The organism is Halorubrum xinjiangense, assembly GCF_900102375.1.
Taxonomy (GTDB): Archaea; Halobacteriota; Halobacteria; order Halobacteriales; family Haloferacaceae; genus Halorubrum; species Halorubrum xinjiangense.
Genome location: NZ_FNBO01000005.1, coordinates 38,678 through 53,886, shown reverse-complemented (window position 1 = coordinate 53,886; position 15,209 = coordinate 38,678). Strand labels below are relative to the sequence as shown.

General features: G+C 70.6%; 16 protein-coding genes and 1 tRNA gene. 6 read left to right on the top strand and 11 right to left on the bottom strand.

Translation table 11 applies throughout. The features are described 5' to 3' along the window. Positions 1-17: 17 nt before the first annotated feature. The 4 genes from F3H13_RS07480 to F3H13_RS07465 all read right to left on the bottom strand — a co-directional run bounded on the left by F3H13_RS07480 (position 18) and on the right by F3H13_RS07465 (position 1,834). Entirely contained in the window at positions 18-221 is a 204-nt protein-coding gene (locus F3H13_RS07480) for a hypothetical protein (protein WP_149798418.1), read from the bottom strand. Between the two features lie 65 nt (positions 222-286). After that, positions 287-360, bottom strand: a tRNA-Thr gene (locus F3H13_RS07475). 82 nt (positions 361-442) lie between these two features. Beyond that, on the bottom strand, positions 443-1,033 hold the full coding sequence (locus F3H13_RS07470) for a GNAT family N-acetyltransferase (RefSeq protein WP_149798417.1): 591 nt from the start codon (positions 1,031-1,033) through the stop codon (positions 443-445). Positions 1,034-1,099: 66 nt separating this feature from the next. Next, complete coding sequence (locus F3H13_RS07465) at positions 1,100-1,834, bottom strand: CBS domain-containing protein (protein ID WP_149798416.1); 735 nt, start codon at positions 1,832-1,834, stop codon at positions 1,100-1,102. Positions 1,835-2,017: 183 nt separating this feature from the next. Between F3H13_RS07465 and udk the strand changes: the two genes are divergently transcribed. Then, positions 2,018-2,716 (top strand): uridine kinase, encoded by a 699-nt coding sequence (udk, locus tag F3H13_RS07460; RefSeq protein ID WP_149798415.1) that lies wholly within the window; start codon positions 2,018-2,020, stop codon positions 2,714-2,716. A gap of 482 nt (positions 2,717-3,198) precedes the next feature. Here the strand turns inward: udk and F3H13_RS07450 are convergent, their stop codons facing one another. Further along, complete coding sequence (locus tag F3H13_RS07450) at positions 3,199-4,581, bottom strand: DEAD/DEAH box helicase family protein (protein WP_149798413.1); 1,383 nt, start codon at positions 4,579-4,581, stop codon at positions 3,199-3,201. A 49-nt stretch (positions 4,582-4,630) separates the two neighbouring features. Between F3H13_RS07450 and F3H13_RS07445 the strand changes: the two genes are divergently transcribed. Beyond that, complete coding sequence (locus F3H13_RS07445) at positions 4,631-5,578, top strand: alpha/beta hydrolase (protein ID WP_149798412.1); 948 nt, start codon at positions 4,631-4,633, stop codon at positions 5,576-5,578. A gap of 48 nt (positions 5,579-5,626) precedes the next feature. On the opposite strand, the gene F3H13_RS07440 is transcribed toward F3H13_RS07445, so the two are convergent. Further along, positions 5,627-6,076, bottom strand: a complete 450-nt coding sequence (locus F3H13_RS07440; protein WP_149798411.1) for a universal stress protein — start codon at positions 6,074-6,076, stop codon at positions 5,627-5,629. An 80-nt stretch (positions 6,077-6,156) separates the two neighbouring features. Between F3H13_RS07440 and F3H13_RS07435 the strand changes: the two genes are divergently transcribed. Next, entirely contained in the window at positions 6,157-7,800 is a 1,644-nt protein-coding gene (locus F3H13_RS07435) for an amidohydrolase (RefSeq protein ID WP_149798410.1), read from the top strand. Between the two features lie 100 nt (positions 7,801-7,900). Beyond that, positions 7,901-8,152 (top strand): SelT/SelW/SelH family protein, encoded by a 252-nt coding sequence (locus F3H13_RS07430; protein WP_149798409.1) that lies wholly within the window; start codon positions 7,901-7,903, stop codon positions 8,150-8,152. Between the two features lie 55 nt (positions 8,153-8,207). Here F3H13_RS07430 and speB read toward each other — a convergent pair whose 3' ends face one another. The 4 genes from speB to F3H13_RS07410 form a co-directional block, all read right to left on the bottom strand. Beyond that, positions 8,208-9,068, bottom strand: a complete 861-nt coding sequence (gene speB / locus F3H13_RS07425; protein ID WP_149798408.1) for an agmatinase — start codon at positions 9,066-9,068, stop codon at positions 8,208-8,210. 5 nt (positions 9,069-9,073) lie between these two features. Further along, entirely contained in the window at positions 9,074-9,451 is a 378-nt protein-coding gene (locus tag F3H13_RS07420) for a translation initiation factor IF-5A (RefSeq protein WP_017344606.1), read from the bottom strand. 142 nt (positions 9,452-9,593) lie between these two features. Continuing rightward, positions 9,594-9,878 carry a hypothetical protein gene (locus F3H13_RS07415; protein WP_149798407.1) on the bottom strand — a complete coding sequence of 95 codons (285 nt, stop codon included), beginning with the start codon at positions 9,876-9,878 and terminating at the stop codon, positions 9,594-9,596. Beyond that, entirely contained in the window at positions 9,878-11,032 is a 1,155-nt protein-coding gene (locus F3H13_RS07410; RefSeq protein ID WP_149798406.1) for an aminotransferase class I/II-fold pyridoxal phosphate-dependent enzyme, read from the bottom strand. Before F3H13_RS07410 ends, F3H13_RS07415 begins: the two co-directional genes overlap by 1 nt. Positions 11,033-11,693: 661 nt before the next feature. Here F3H13_RS07410 and F3H13_RS07400 point away from each other — a divergent pair. Both F3H13_RS07400 and F3H13_RS07395 read left to right on the top strand, forming a co-directional pair. Further along, positions 11,694-12,734: an AI-2E family transporter gene (locus tag F3H13_RS07400; RefSeq protein ID WP_149798404.1), complete on the top strand. Its 1,041-nt coding sequence runs from the start codon at positions 11,694-11,696 to the stop codon at positions 12,732-12,734. Positions 12,735-12,856: 122 nt separating this feature from the next. Beyond that, entirely contained in the window at positions 12,857-14,515 is a 1,659-nt protein-coding gene (locus tag F3H13_RS07395; protein WP_149798403.1) for a succinic semialdehyde dehydrogenase, read from the top strand. Between the two features lie 52 nt (positions 14,516-14,567). Here the strand turns inward: F3H13_RS07395 and F3H13_RS07390 are convergent, their stop codons facing one another. After that, positions 14,568-15,155, bottom strand: a complete 588-nt coding sequence (locus F3H13_RS07390; protein ID WP_149798402.1) for an NAD(P)/FAD-dependent oxidoreductase — start codon at positions 15,153-15,155, stop codon at positions 14,568-14,570. Positions 15,156-15,209: the final 54 nt, after the last annotated feature.

Genomic DNA, 15,209 nt, shown 5'->3' with positions numbered 1-15,209 from the left:
TGCCCGCGCCACCGTCGTCACTCGATGTAGGCGTTCCCCACGACCGCGACGACGAGCGCGGCGATCACGATCCACGTGAGTGGTTCGACCGCGAGGAGGCGGAGCGGCCGCGCGACCGACTCGTCGAGGCCGAAGAGCGCGCCGGCGGCGAACGCGATCGCCAGCACGAGCGCCCCGACGATTCCGGCGACGCCGAGCAGCGCGCGGTCCGACGAGTCCATACCTAGCGTGGGCGTCGGGGATACTTAAGAAATACCCGCGAAACCGTGACCGCGGAGCGGCACAGAGCCAGGGCAGGGATTTGAACCCCGGAAGTCTCGATTACAAGTCGAGTGCATGAACCACCCATGCTCCCCTGGCGCGTGCGGCCGTACTCGGTCCTCCTATGTGTGCGTGTCGCTTTCCGCGAACCCGGCCGAAGTCAGTCGCTTTCGTCGGTCGGTCAGTCGCTTTCGTCGGTCGGTCCGTCGCTTTCGTCGGTCGGTCCGTCGCTCTCATCGTTGCGGCCGTCGTCAGCCTCGTCGCGCAGCGACTTCGTCAGTTCGACGCGGTGGCGACCGTAGCCGCGGTCGGCGTAGAACGCTCTCGCGCGGTCGTTGTCGGCGAGCGCCTCCAGCGCGACGCGGTCGGCGCCCGCCTCGGCAAGCGCGCGCTCGGCCGCGTCGAGCAGCGCCGCGCCGATCCCCTCGCCGCGCCGGTCAGGCGCCACGTAGAGGTTGCTGACGGTGCCGCGGACGGCGTCGCGCTCGTAGTCGCCGCGTTCGAGCGAGAAGCCGACGAAGCCGACGACGTCTGTCTCGTCGCCGTTCGCTTCTCCGTCGGTCTCCGCCGGGGTGTCCGGATCGCGAGCGACGAGCAGGTCCCCGGTGACGACCGACTGCGCGACCCACTCGCGGACGGTCTCGCGGTTCGCCTCGGCGCGGAGCGTGGACCCGTGCTCGCGCTGGCCGGCCGCGAGCGCCACCCACGTGTCGGTGACCGCGTCGACGTCGTCGGTCGTCGCGGGCTCGATCCGCGCGTCCGTCTCGCCCATGCGATCGCCTTCGGCCGGCGGCGTGTTGAGGCTGCCGGCCGGCGCGTTGCCCGCTTCGAAGCCGGTTCAGATATCGCGGCAGTTCGGGCAGACGGCCTGCCCGTTCGCGGTGACGAGGTCGGGGACGAGCGCGCCGCAGTTCTCGCAGACGCCCTGCGTCGAGGCCCCGCTCGCCGCCTCCGCGACCGGGTCGGCGCCGCCGTCTGTCCCCGCCGGCTCGTCCCGCGACTCGCCCGCGACGCGCTCCGCCGTCGCCTCCGGGTCCATCGTCGCCTCGGCGCCCCGCTCCGCGTCGGAGTCCGCGGCGGCCGCGGTCGACAGCACCGTCCCGTCCGATCGGGGGTCGCTGGCCGCCCCCTCATCGCCAAAGCCGTCGGCGCCGGCACCGCTCCGCGGGGCGCCCGCCGCGAGCGCGTCGCCGTCCGTGACGACGCCGACCGCCTCGCCGTCGTCGACGGCGACCACGCGGTCGGTCCCCTCCGCGACGAGTCGCTCTTCGAGCGCCGCGAGCGAGTCGTCCGGCGAGACCGTCGGCAGCGGCGGCCCCATCGCCTCGCCGACGGTGAGATCGGTCGGGGCCGTCTCCGTCTCCGAACCGCCGGCGACGCCCGTCGCGGAGAGCAGCGCGTCGAGCGCGTCGCGGGACTCCAGACGCCCGACCGGTTCGCCGCCGCGCACGACGACCAGGCAGTTCGTTCCCTCCTCGACCAGCAGCGCGGCCGCGTCCGAGAGCGAGTCCGACTCGCTGACGCCGAGGAACTCGCGGTGCATCACGTCACGGACCGTGGTGTCTGTTCGCATACGAGTCGGATCCGCTCCGACCGGCTAAAAGGTGCCCCCGGTAGCGTTTTATCCGCGCCGGTCCTATCCTTGCGATCGGTTCGCATGCCGACGGGAGAAGTGGCGCGTCTACGGCGCGGACACGGCGACCGCGCGCGAAGCGCAAAAGGGAGCGTTCAAACCCTCCGACGTTCGAACGTCGATATGGCAATTCCCTCGTTCGTGATCGGGATCGCGGGGGGGACGGGCGCCGGGAAGACGACGGTCTCTCGACTCGTCACCCGCGACCTCGGCGACAGCGTCACCCGGATCCCGCTGGACAACTACTACCAGGACCTCTCGCATCTCGACTTCGAGGAACGCCAGGAGGTCAACTACGACCACCCCTCGGCGTTCGAGTGGGAGCTGCTCCGCGAGCACTTGGAGGCGCTGCTCGAAGGGCAGTCCGTCGAGATGCCCCAGTACGACTTCGAGATCCACAACCGGAAAGACGAGCGCATCACCGTCGAGCCGACCGACGTCATCGTGTTGGAGGGAATCCTGGCGCTGTACGACGAGGAAATAAACGACATGATGGATCTCCGGCTGTTCGTCGAGACTGATGCGGACGTGCGCATTCTTCGGCGCATTCGTCGGGACGTCATCGAGCGCGGCCGCGACCTCGAAGGCGTCATCGACCAGTACCTCTCGACGGTGAAGCCGATGCACGAGCAGTTCATCGAGCCCTCGAAGAAGCACGCCGACGTGATCATCCCGGAGGGCGCGAACAGCGTCGCGGTGAACCTCTTAGAGGAGAAGCTCCGCGCCGAGGTCGAGGGCGACGCGGTCCGGAGCTGGGAGCGCGGCAGCCTCGAACAGGAGCTCGGCGAGAAGCGCTCGCTCGACGTCGACGGCGACGATTAATCAGTTCGATACGTCGAATATATGATAATTGATGTCGGAACTACGGTAACCATCGCCACAACCGCAGTCGCTCGCTTATAAATGTCTGACTGTAGATCGACAGCGAACGCCTTCAGATCCCCAGCCGATCGCTTATAAATCGTCGCTGCTGAATCGACGGCGAACACCTCCAAAGCCCCAGCCGCGAGGACGGCGCACGCTCGCTGCGCTCCTCGGTCACTCGCTGCGCTCGTTCCCTGCGGTGCTTGCGTCGCCTGCGCCGCCCTCGCGGCTGCCCCTTTGAGTCCCGCCCCACACCGCAACCGCACCTCACGCCTCCCCAGCCTCGCGGCTCCCTCCGCTTCGCTCCGGTCGCCGCGTCCCTCGCGCGTGCTGCTCGGCCGCAAAGCGGCCTCACAGGCACGCGCCACCGCATCGTCATCTATAAGCAATTGTCGGCATCGCTCACAGTCATTTAAATGTCGCATCTCGACCGTTCCGGTTTATCGTCGCCGACTCGCCACCCGCTCCTCGGCGGTCTCGGCGCTGACGAGTTCGTACAGCGTCGCGCGACCGCCGTCTTCCTTCGGGCGGAGCACGCGGCCGAGCCGCTGGGTGAACTCGCGCTCGCTGCCCGACCCGGAGAGCAGGACCGCGACGTTGGCGTCGGGCACGTCGACCCCCTCGTCTAAGACGTTCGCGGCGACGACTCGCCCGTAGGTGCCGTCGCGGAAGCGTTCGAGGATCTCGCGGCGCTCTTTCGCGCCCGTTTCGGCGGTGATCGCGGGCAACAGGAAGCGGTCGGAGAGGCGGTAGACGAGGTCGGTGTGGGCCGTGAACACGATCACGCGGTCGTCGCGGTGCCGGTCGAGGATCTCCGCGAGCCGGTCGACCTTGCGGTCGGCGTTCATCATGATCTCGCGGGCATCCTGCTTCGCGAGGAGCGCCTCGCGGGCGGCCGGGTCGTTGCCCGAGCGCTTGACGAGCTCCTGGTAGTCGCTCCCGCTCGTGAACGTGATCCCCGCGTCGCGGACGTACTCGACGAAGGTGCCCTGCTTCTCGTCGTAGCGCTCACGCTCCACGTCGGTGAGTTCCACCTCGATCCGCCGGATGTCGTAGGGCGCGAGGTGGTCGCCCGCGAGGTCGTCGACGTCGAGCGCGTAGACGCGGTCGCCCACCAGGTCGGCGACGACCTCGTGGGCGCCGTCCGGGCGTTCGAAGGTGGCGGTGAGCCCGAGCCGCGCGGGCGCCGCGAGGAGGCGGGCGGCGTCGCGGTACCCCTCGCCGCCGAGGTGGTGGACCTCGTCGAAGACGACGAGCTCGAAGGCGTCGCCGACGCCGTCCGCCTTCAGGTACGCGGAGTCGTACGTCGACACCGTGACCGCCTCGCGGCGCTGCTCGCCGCCGCCAAAGCGGCCGATCGGCACGTCGAACTCGCGCGCTAACTCGCGCTGCCACTGGTCGAGCAGGTCGACCGTGGGGACGACGACGAGCGTCGGGACGCCGAGCTCGACCATCGCGCGGATCGCGATCACGGTCTTGCCGGCGCCGGTCGGGAGCTCGATCACGCCCCGGTCGCCCGCGTCGCGCCACGCGTCCAACGCCTCCCGCTGGTACTCGCGGAGCTCGTAGTCCGTGACGAGCGCGTCCGGCAGCCCGGCCGCCTCGGCGGCGCGGTCGCTCGCGGCGAGGACACGGTCCTCGACGGAGACGCCGGCCACCTGAAGCGCGCGCCGGAGCTCGGCGTAGCGGTGCGCCGGCGCGCGACCGGTCCCGGTGCGGGGATCGGTTTCGACCCCGGGCAGCGGCGGGAGCGCGTCGGGCGCGAGGTCGGCGTCCGCGTCGACCCGGATCGTCCCGTCCTCGTAGGTCACGCGAACGTCCATCGCCCGCAGTTGCCGACCGACTTACAAAGGCCCACCGCCTCGCACCGGTATGCGCGCGGCCGAACTCGACCCGGACCTCGCCGCGGCGGTCGCCGAGATCGAGTCGCTGGGGCTCCCCGCGTGGAGCGACCTCTCCGTCGACGCCGCCCGCCGCCTGGAAGACGACCTGTTTTCCGGGCCCCCCGAACCGCCAGTCGCCGAGGTGAGGGATTTCGCGTTCGACGGGCCCCACGGCGAGGTGCCGGTTCGAGTGTATCGCCCCGAAAGCACCGTTGAACACTCAGCGGACCCTCGCGCACTCGTCCACTTCCACGGCGGCGGGTGGACGCTCGGGACGCTCGACTCCGTCGACGGGATCTGCCGCGAGCTCGCGGTCCGCGCCGACGCCGTCGTCGTCTCCGTCGACTACCGGCTCGCTCCGGAACACCCGTTCCCGGTCGCGGTCGACGAGGCGGCCGCGGCGGTCGAGTGGGTAACGGAGGCTACGGCCGCGCTCGGCGTCGACCCCGACCGGATCGGGGTGTCGGGTACCAGCGCCGGCGGCGCGCTCGCGGTCGCGGCGTCGCTCCGCGCCCGGGAGTTCGGCGACCTCCCCCGGCCCTCGGGCCAGTTCCTCCTCTACCCGATCGCCGGCTACGACTTCGAGACGGACTCCTACCGGGAGAACGCCGACGGCCCGCTGCTCACCCGCGACGACATGCGGTGGTTCTACGAGCGGTATCTCCGGAGTCCGGTCGACGCCGCGAACCCCTACGCGGTCCCGCTTCGAGCGCGCGATCTGGGCGACCTGCCGCCCGCGACGGTCGTCACCGCCGGGTTCGACCCCCTGCGCGACGACGGCGCCGCGCTCGCGGAGCGGTTCGAGCGCGAGGGGACCCCGGTGGAACACCGGCACTATCCGGCGATGGCGCACGGGTTCTGTAGCCTCGCGGACCGGGTGGACGCCGCGGAGGCGGCGCTCTCGGCGGTCGCGAGCGACGTGCGGAACTATTTATAAACGACGCGGGGGCTGGCGTCGCCCGTGCGCCTCGGGTGTCGACGCCGCTCAGGCGTCGACGGTCGTCTTCACGATGCTCACCGGCGCGGGGGACTGCCGGGAGACGCGCTCGGTGACGGAGCCGAGCATCCGGCGGTAGTCACCGGAGCGCGTCTTCGATCCCATCACCGTGAGGTCGACGTCTTCCTCGTCGGCGTACCGGAGGATCTCCTCGTGGGGGACGCCGTACCGCAGGGCGGTGGCGGTCTCCACGCCCGCGTCGCGGGCGCGCTCGGCCACGGCGTCGAGCGCCTCCCGTCCGGTCTCCTCGAGCGTCTCCTCGGCGCCCTCGGCGCCGTCGACGAACTCGTCGCCCGAGTAGGCGTTCACCACGTCGCTGTCGACGACGTAGAGGACGTGGAGCGTCGCGTCGTAGCGGTCGGCGGCGTCGATCGCGTGGTCGATCGCGCGGTCGACGCCGACGCTGCCGTCGGTGGGTAAGAGGACGTTGTCGTACATACGCGGGGGTTCGCCGGGCGACCGAATAAATCGGTCGCCGTTTCCCGAACGGTTAACACGCTGTGTGTCCCCGAATTCCCATGACCGAGGCCGCGGACCGGATCTTCGTGAACGGGGAGGTACACACGCTCGCGGACCCGGATGACGGCGGCGACGCGGACGGCGACGACGCGGACGGCGGCGACGCGGACGGCGGCGACGCGGTCCGCGAGGCCGTCGCCGTACGCGACGGCGAGGTCGTTCGGACCGGGCGGACCCACGACGTGGAGCTGCTCGCGGGCGTCGACACCGACGTGGTCGACCTCGACGGGCGCGTCCTCCTCCCCGGGTTCGTTGACGCCCACACCCACCTGACCACCGTCGGCCGCTACCTCGTCCACGCCGACCTCTCCGCGGCCGACTCCCCGGACGACGCCGTCGACGTGCTCGCCGAGCGCGCGGCGGAAGTGAAATCGGAGGGGAGCGGAGGGGAGAGCGACGAAACCGGGGACTGGGTGCTGGGCTACGGCTACGACGAGTCGACGTGGGACGAGTCGCGCTACCTGACCCGCGCGGACCTCGACCGGGTCTCGACCGAGCGCCCGGTCGCGGCGTTCCGCGAGGACATGCACGTCGCGGCCGTCAACGGCGTCGCGCTCGACCGGTTCGCGGATGCCCTCGCCGACGCGCCCGACGAGACGGTGCCGACCGACGGCGACGGCGAGCCGAGCGGCGTCCTCCTCGAGGCCGCCATCGACCCGATCTACCGGGCCGTCGAGCCGGGGCCGGCCGAAACGCGCGCGGTCGTCGAGGCCGCGCTCGAACACTGCGCCGAACGCGGGATTACCGGCTTCCACGACATGGTCCGGGACTCGCACGCCCCGCGAGTATACCGCGACCTCGACGCGGCGGGGGAGCTCACCGCCCGCGTCCGGATCAACTACTGGAGCGACCACCTCGACGCGGCCCGGGAGGTCGGCCTCGCGACGAACGCCGGGAGCGAGATGGTCCAGACCGGCGCGATCAAGTCATACACGGACGGGAGCCTCGGCGGTCGGACCGCGCGCCTCTCGGAACCGTACGCGGACGCGCCCGATGAGACCGGCCAGTGGGTCGTCGCTCCCGAGGAGCTGAACGAGACGGTGGCGGACGCGACCGAGGCGGGTTTCCAGTTCACCGCCCACGCTATCGGCGACGAGGCGGTCGACGCCGTGTTGGACGCTTACGAGGAGGCATCGCGGACCGACGCGGGCGAGGCGCGCCACCGCGTCGAGCACGTCGAACTGGCCGACGACGACGCGATCGAGCGGCTCGCGGAGACGGGCATCGTCGCGAGCGTCCAGCCGAACTTCCTGAAGTGGGCCCGAGAGGGCGGCCTCTACGAGGAGCGACTGGGGGAAGAGCGGACGGCCCGGACGAACCGCTACCGCGAGATGCTCGACGCGGGCGTCGAGCTCGCGTTCGGCTCCGACGGGATGCCGATGGACCCGCTCTTCGGCGTCCACCAAGCTGTCACCGCCCCCGCTGCGGCGCAGCGGCTCACCGTCACCGAGGCGCTGCGCGCGTACACGAGCGGCGCCGCGTACGCCGGCTTCGACGAGGACCGACTCGGGACGGTCGAGGCCGGGAAGCGGGCCGACTTCGTCGCGCTCGACGCCTCGCCGTGGGAGCGCGACGGCGCGATCGACGAGATCGACGTCGCGCTGACGGTCGTCGACGGCGAGATCGTGTTTGACGGACGGTAGCGACGCTGCCGCACGCGGCGCTGAGCGACGGGCCTAGGAGGTAGCCGCAATCGCTGCCAGAAAACAATGGTTATTAATCGTGTAGGACTAACGCTCGCCCATGGCAGAGATAGCCATCGAGTACGCCGCGGGGAACCGCCTCCGGTCGGAGGCGGAGACCGCCCGACGGCTCATCGACGCGTACCTCGGCGACCGCCCGGACGTCGACCGCGTCACGCTGTCGCCCTCCGGCGACTCCGTCTTCTGTGTCAGCGTCGAGGGCGACCGTATCTGGTGTACCGACCCTCGCGAGTGGATCGACGCGATGGAGGCGGTGACCGCCGCGCGCCGACGGCTCTCGGAGCTGTCGTAGGACTCGGAACCGCGGGCGCGTCCCGTTGTCAGCCCCGCGTCGGTCAGGCCGTCCGCTATCTCGCGTCGTCCGGGCGGCCGTCGTTGGTCGCGGCCGCGGTCGCGTGCGCGAACGCGAACTCCCGCAGCAGCTTGGCGGCCAGCGCCGCCGCCTGCCCGCCGTCGCGGTCGTTCACCTCGACGACGTCGAACCCCTCGGCTCGGGGCGCGACGGCCCGAACGAGGTCGCGGACCTCACGGGGTTCGAGCCCGAACGGCTCCATGGTCCCCGTTCCGGGGGCGTAGGCGGGGTCGAGGGCGTCGATGTCGACCGAACAGTAGACGGAGTCCTCCCCGAACTCGTCCTCGCGGTCGAGCCCGTCAACCCATTCGCGGGCGTCCTCGGGCGCGACGACCTCGACGTCGGCGTCGGCCGCGCGGTCCCACTCCGCCTCCGAGCCGGTCCGGGCGCCGACGATCACGGCGCGGTCGACGCCGAGGTCGTCGAGACACCGGCGCGTGACGCAGGCGTGATTCCACGGATTTCCGTCGTACGCGTCGCGGAGGTCGAGGTGCGCGTCGGCGACGACGAGGACATCGGGGTCGACGGCGTCGACACCCGCGTACGTGACGGTGTGCTCGCCGCCGAGGAGGAGCGGGACGGCGTCGTCGTAGACGACGCTCCGCAGCTCGGCGGCGAGGTGGTCGAGGTACGCCGGCACGTCGTCCCACGGGCGCACGTCGCCGGCGTCGTGGACGCCCAGTGCGGAGAAGCGGCTGTCGGTGCGGCGGTCGTAGTCGTCGTAGCTCTCGGCGAATCGCCGGACTCGGTCCGGTCCGAACCGGGTGCCAGGCTGAAAAGTGGTCGTGGCGTCGAGCGGAGCGCCGACGACCACGTAGGAAGCAGCTTCGCGGTCGGTCGTCGCCCCGGGGAACATGCCGACTACCCGATGATCTTCCGTTGGCCCTCGTAGTCGAGGTACTCGATGTTGTCGTCCGAGGTGAAGTCCTCGCCCTCGGGGATGCGCATGGTGAACGTATCGTAGGTGTCCAGATCCATCACCTGGACCTCGTCGCCGCTGACGTTGACGACCTGGCCCTGCTTGCGCTCGATGATCGGGACCCACACCTTCGCGTCGACCGGCTGCGAGAGCGAGCGCTTCTTATCGTCGAAGACGCCCTTCCCCTCGACGCGGGCCTTCGCGCTGCCGTGTTTGCCGGGTTTGGCGGTGCTGTAGTGATTGATCTTACAGGGCGCGTCGTCCATCATCACGTAGCTGCCCTCCTGGAGTTCGCGAACCTGCTTCTGCTCTCGCGGCATAAACGCCATTTCCCGCGGGGCGGGTATAAACGGTTTGGAACGCCGTCGGGCGGGCGCTCGCCGGTCAGCGCCGGGAGTGGTCGTGCGTTGGCCGGGCGCTGCTCGCAACGGTCGAGGGCTCGTCGGACGGTGCCCGCGCCGGTCAGGGATCGAGTTCGTCGACGTACTCCTCCGGCTCCTCGTCGTCGCCGACGTTGCCGTCCGGCGGGACGAGCTGGCCCGTGTACAGGTAGCTGACGAGGAACATGACGATGAAGCCGACCCCGACGGCGGCCGTCGTCCGGACGACGAACGGGATGTCGTTGAAGTAGAGGAACCGGTCAGCGACCGCGATGGCGAGCGCCGCCGTCAGCAGTATCTTCTGCTCGTCGGTGGGGTCGCGGACGAACTCGACCACGTCGTCTTTGAGGTCGCCGAAGAACCCCATCAGGCGTCACCCCCGGACGCCGCGGCCGAGTCGGCCTCCGTCGCGTGCGCCTCGATCACGCGGCTCACGCGGTCGAGGCCGTCCTCCAGCTCCTCGGTCGGCAGTCCGAACCCGATCCGGAACCGGTCCGGGAAGCCGAACAAGTGCCCGGGCGCGAGGACGACGCTGGCCTCCTCGACGACGGTTCGACAGAACTCTTCCGCGTCCGCGAAGCCGTCTGGAACCGTCACGAACGCGTTGACACCGACCGGGTCGAGCCAGTCGAGGTCGTGGTCGTCGACCCAGTCCGCGACCCGATCGCGGTGTGCGGCCGCCAGCTCGCGGTTCTCCGAGAGGATGCGGTCCTCGCGCCGCCCCATGGCCTGCTTGGCGACGTGCTGCCCGAACAGGCTCGGCGAGATGGTCGTGTAGTCCTTCCAGCGCCACGCGCGCTCGACGACGGGCTCCGGGCCGGCGATCCAGCCGAAGCGGAGCCCGGCGAGCCCGTACGCCTTCGTGAGGCTGGTGGTGGAGATGCCGTGCGCGCCGTAGCTCGCGACCGGCGGCTGCGGATCCTCGGCGAGCAGGCGGTACACCTCGTCGCAGAGCAGGTAGGCGTCGCGCTCGACGGCGACGTCGTACACCGCCCGCATCGCGGCCTCGTCGTGGTACTGCCCGGTTGGATTGTTCGGGTTGTTGACGACGATCACGGCGGTGTCGTCGCGGGCGGCGTCGGCGACCGCCTCGGGGTCCAGCTCCCACGCCGGCGGCTCTAGCTCGACGCGGGTCACGTCACCGAACGCGTCCGGGACGGCGTGGAGCGCCTGATAGGTGGGGGTGACGACGACGGCGTGGGTGCCGGAGCCGACGCCGGATTCTCCATTTCCACCGTCGACGGCGCCCTCGTCGGCTAAAAGCGAGAGGAACGTCAGGAAGTTCGCCTCCTGCGTGCCGCAGGTGAACAGCACCTCGTCGGCGGATCGCTCATAGCGGTCGCCGACGGATGCCCGGAACTCGGGGTCGCCGTTCGTCGGGATGACGTAGCCGAGCTTCCCCGGGTCGAGGTCGAACCGACTCGCGTCGAGCGACCGGATGCCGCTCTCGGCCAGCATGATGTCAGCCTCGTGTTCGTACTCCGCGAACCAGCGTTCGAGGCCGAACGGGTCGATGCGCATACCCGGTATCGGGCGGGCGCGAGGTTAGGTGCTGTGGTTGCCGGTGGTAATCGAGGTGCGGGCCGGCGTGTTCGGTATTGGTGCTTCATTGATTTGACAAGGAACGCTTCCAAACCTTCGTGGATTGCTTATAAACAGCTGATAGTGGATCGGCGGTGAACACCGCCAAATCCCCAGCCGCTCGCTTATAAATCGTTGGCTGTGGATCGACGGTGAACACCGCCGAAGCCCCAGCCGCTCGCTTATAAATTGTTGGCCGTGGATCGACGGTGAACACCGCCAAAGCCCCAGCCGCAAGGCGGGCGCACGCTCGCTGCGCGCTTCACTCGGTCGCTCACTCCGTTCGCTCCCTCGCTCCAGTGCTTGCTTCCCCTGCGCCCGCCTTGCGGCTGCCCCTTTGAGTCCCACCCGACCGCAACCGCACAGCACCTCACGCCTCCCCAGCCTCGCGGTTCGCTCGGGGCTCTCTGCGGTCGCCCCTCACTCACCACGTCCCTCGCGCGTGCTCCTCGCGGCCGCCTTTGGCGGCCACTCGGAGGCACGCGCCACCGCATTGTTGTTTATAAGCTATCGTCGCTGCCGGTCGCGGATATTTAAATTGCGGCTCGCGGTCGCGGGCCCCCACCGCAACGACTTTCCTCGCCGATCGCGACACGACGGCATGGTTCTCAACCGGCAACGGCTGTTGGGCGTGCTGCTCCTCGCCCTTGCGGCGCTCGCGGCGGTCGTGCTGGCGGAGGTGCTGCGGACCGTCGTGTTCGCGGTCACCGTCGCGTACGTCCTCTACCCCCTCCGTCAACGGCTCGTCGCACGCGGCCTCTCGCGCCGGATCGCGTGCGCGGCCGCCACCGCCGTTGCGTTCGTCGGCGCCACGCTCCTCGTGGCGCCGCTGCTGTACGCGCTCTACCGGCGGCGGTCGCAGCTGATCGACATCCTCGAAGCGATCCCCGACGTCGTCCCGATCAGCGTCGGCGGGTTCGAGACGGTCGTCGAGATCGCGCCGTTCGCCGCGGCCGCCGAGACGTGGGTCAGGGGAGTCGCGTTCGCGGTCGCGGGCGCGGCGCCGGTGCTCGTCTTGGAGCTCGTCGTGTTCACGTTCCTCGTGTACGGGATCCTCTACCGGCCGACGGCCGTCGAAACGGCGGTCTTCGGCATCGTCCCCGAAGAGTACCACGATATCCCGTCTCGGCTCCACGAGCGGACGCGACGGACGCTGTACTCGATCTACGTGCTCCAGGCCGCGACCGCGGCCGGGACCTTCGTCCTCGCGTTCGCGGTGTTCCGGCTCCTCGGGTACGGCTCGCCGGTCCTGCTGGCCGTCATCGCCGGCATCCTCCAGTTCATCCCCGTCGTCGGCCCGAGCGTCCTCGTCGTGGCGCTCGGCGCCGGCGACTTCCTCGTCGGCGAGACCGTGCGGGCCGTCGCCGTGCTGGTGATCGGGCTCGTCGTCGTCGCCTTCGTCCCCGACGCGGTGATCCGAACCCGACTCGCCGGCTGGACCGGGAAGATATCCCCCGGGCTCTACTTCGTCGGGTTCGTCGGCGGCATCCTCACGGTGGGCGCCGTCGGCGTCATCGTCGGCCCCCTCGTCGTGTCCCTGCTGCTCGAAGTGACAGACATGCTCTCCGAACACGGCGCGTCGCCGGACGCCGTCGCGGCGGACGTCGAATCCGTCGACGAAACCGGAACGTCGACGGACTGACCGACAGGCCGCCACGTCCGCCCCCTCTCGACGGCAGATCGGATTTCTCCTCGATCGCCGGTACGGCTTTCCATCAACCGCCGGTACGGCTTTCCCTCCGCCGACCGTTCGATCGGTATCTGATGTCCTCGACGGATCCCCCAACCGCGGTCGGTGACGCCCCGACGCTCGCGGCGCGGCGGCTCGACGGTCTCGCCGAGCGCGTGGCGCGCTCACGTCCCGCAGCCGACGCCGACGACCGGGCCGACGACCCGGCGGGCGACCCCGACGCGCTCGACGTGTTCGCCCCGGCGACCGACGAGCGGATCGGGAGCGTCCCGGCCTGCGACGCGAGCGACGTCGACGCCGCGGTCGAGCGCGCCCGCGAGGCGCAGTCGGCGTGGGCCGAGGTACCGGCCGCCGAGCGCGCGCGGATCGTCGACCGGTTCGGCGACCTCGTGGCGAACCGCCGCGAGGAGCTGCTCGACGTCCTCCAGCTGGAGACCGGGAAGTCCCGGCGCACCGCGGTCGAGGAGCTCTTCGACGTGCCGAGCGGCTGCGCGTACGTCGCGAGCGAGGCGCCGGACGCGCTCGCCGAGGAGCGTCGGCGCGGAGTCGCGCCCGGGATCACGACCGCGACGGTCACGCGCGAGCCGGTCGGCGTCGTCGGGGTGATCTCGCCGTGGAACTACCCGCTCACCCTGTCGATGGCCGACGCGATCCCCGCGCTGGCCGCGGGCAACGCGGTCGTGCTGAAACCGGACGAGAAGACCCCCTATGGGGCGCTGCTCCTCTCCGAGCTGCTGGAGCTCGCCGGCCTCCCCGACGACCTCTTCCAGGTCGTCACCGGCGAGGGGGAGACCGTCGGGCCGCCGCTGATCGACGCGGTCGACTACGTCGCGTTCACCGGCAGCACGGCGGTCGGGCGGACGATCGCCGAGCGCGCGGGCCGGAACCTGATCGGCTGCTCGCTGGAGCTCGGCGGCAACAACCCCCTCGTCGTGCTCGGGGACGCCGACGTCGACGAGGTCGCCCGCGGCGCGGTCCAGGCCTGCTTCTCGAACGCGGGCCAGCTCTGTCTCTCCGCAGAGCGGATCTACGTCGTCGAGTCCGCCTACGACGCCTTCCTCGACGCGTTCGTCCGCGAGACCGAGGCGCTGACCCTCGGGATCGGCTACGACTACGACGCCCACCTCGGCTCGCTCGTCGACGGCGACCAGTTGGCGCGCGTCGAGTCGCACGTCGAGGACGCCCGCGAGCGCGGTGCGACCGTCGAGACCGGGGGTCGCGCTCGACCCGACGTGGCGCCGTACTGCTACGAGCCGACGGTCCTGACCGGCGTCGACCCGGACGCGACGCTCGCCTGTGAGGAGACGTTCGGCCCGGTCGCCGCGGTGACACCGGTCCCGGACGCCGAGGCCGCGGTCGCGGCCGCGAATGACTCCCCCTACGGCCTCAACGCGAGCGTCTGGACCGGCGACCGCGAGCGCGGCGCCGCGCTCGCTCGCGATATCGACTGCGGCACGGTGAACGTCAACGACGCGTTCCTCGCGACGTGGGGCGCAAACGACGCGCCGATGGGCGGGTTCGGCGACTCCGGGCTCGGGCGCCGGCACGGTCCGGAGGGGATCCGGCGATACACTGAGACGCGGACCGTCGGTGTCTCGCGGGTCGGCCCGCTGACGTTCCCCGAGCGGATCCCGACAGACTGGTTCGTGCGCGGCGCGTTCGGTGCGATGCGGGTCGGCCAGGGGGTTCGACGCGCGGCGGGAGCGCTCCGTCGTCGCCTGTCGCGCCGCTGAGCGGAGGGGGAAGGACCGCCAGTGTGGGAAGACGCGCCCGAAAAGAGCCGTATTACTCGTCGTCGATCAGGTCGCCGAACACCGACGCCGCGGTGTCGGGGACGTCGAAGTCGTGGTAGTGCTCGCCCTTCTCGTTCGAGAGGATGTTGAGCGCGGCGGCGGCGCCGTCGCCCGCGGAGATGACCGCCTGCCACTCCTCGGCGCGGGCCATCGCGCCGGTCGCGTAGACGCCTTCGACGCTGGTCTCCATCGAGACGCCGACGCTGACGGTGTCGTCGTCGTCGAACTCGCAACCGAGCGCCTCCGCGAGGTCGCGGTTCGCGCCCGTCGCGAGGACGACGTAGTCGGCGTCGTACTCGCCGTCCTCGGTCGAGACCGTGAAGCCGTCGCCGGCGTCCTCGACGCCGGTGACCTCCTCGCCCTGGTGGCGGTCGACGCCGAAGTCGTCGGCCTGCTGGCGCGCGGTCGCCATGAACTCGCTGCCGCCGACGGAGCCCACGCCGAGGTAGTTGAACAGGTGCGCCTTGTGCATCCACGTCCCGTCCGTGTCGAAGAGGGTGGCGTCGAGGCCGTTCTTGCCCGCGAACAGTCCGGCGCTCAGCCCGGCGGGTCCACCGCCGACGATTACGACGTTTGTCATACTCGACATAACGCGGCCCGACAGATAAGGGTTGGCGGAAGCGGGGATCGGCGA

Bases quoted from the DNA above. Each gene is read 5' to 3' on its own strand.
- F3H13_RS07480 (WP_149798418.1), bottom strand. From the start codon at position 221: ATGGACTCGTCGGACCGCGCGCTGCTCGGCGTCGCCGGAATCGTCGGG.
- F3H13_RS07470 (WP_149798417.1), bottom strand. From the start codon at position 1,033: ATGGGCGAGACGGACGCGCGGATCGAGCCCGCGACGACCGACGACGTC.
- F3H13_RS07465 (WP_149798416.1), bottom strand. From the start codon at position 1,834: ATGCGAACAGACACCACGGTCCGTGACGTGATGCACCGCGAGTTCCTC.
- udk (WP_149798415.1), top strand. From the start codon at position 2,018: ATGGCAATTCCCTCGTTCGTGATCGGGATCGCGGGGGGGACGGGCGCC.
- F3H13_RS07450 (WP_149798413.1), bottom strand. From the start codon at position 4,581: ATGGACGTTCGCGTGACCTACGAGGACGGGACGATCCGGGTCGACGCG.
- F3H13_RS07445 (WP_149798412.1), top strand. From the start codon at position 4,631: ATGCGCGCGGCCGAACTCGACCCGGACCTCGCCGCGGCGGTCGCCGAG.
- F3H13_RS07440 (WP_149798411.1), bottom strand. From the start codon at position 6,076: ATGTACGACAACGTCCTCTTACCCACCGACGGCAGCGTCGGCGTCGAC.
- F3H13_RS07435 (WP_149798410.1), top strand. From the start codon at position 6,157: ATGACCGAGGCCGCGGACCGGATCTTCGTGAACGGGGAGGTACACACG.
- F3H13_RS07430 (WP_149798409.1), top strand. From the start codon at position 7,901: ATGGCAGAGATAGCCATCGAGTACGCCGCGGGGAACCGCCTCCGGTCG.
- speB (WP_149798408.1), bottom strand. From the start codon at position 9,068: ATGTTCCCCGGGGCGACGACCGACCGCGAAGCTGCTTCCTACGTGGTC.
- F3H13_RS07420 (WP_017344606.1), bottom strand. From the start codon at position 9,451: ATGCCGCGAGAGCAGAAGCAGGTTCGCGAACTCCAGGAGGGCAGCTAC.
- F3H13_RS07415 (WP_149798407.1), bottom strand. From the start codon at position 9,878: ATGGGGTTCTTCGGCGACCTCAAAGACGACGTGGTCGAGTTCGTCCGC.
- F3H13_RS07410 (WP_149798406.1), bottom strand. From the start codon at position 11,032: ATGCGCATCGACCCGTTCGGCCTCGAACGCTGGTTCGCGGAGTACGAA.
- F3H13_RS07400 (WP_149798404.1), top strand. From the start codon at position 11,694: ATGGTTCTCAACCGGCAACGGCTGTTGGGCGTGCTGCTCCTCGCCCTT.
- F3H13_RS07395 (WP_149798403.1), top strand. From the start codon at position 12,857: ATGTCCTCGACGGATCCCCCAACCGCGGTCGGTGACGCCCCGACGCTC.
- F3H13_RS07390 (WP_149798402.1), bottom strand. From the start codon at position 15,155: ATGACAAACGTCGTAATCGTCGGCGGTGGACCCGCCGGGCTGAGCGCC.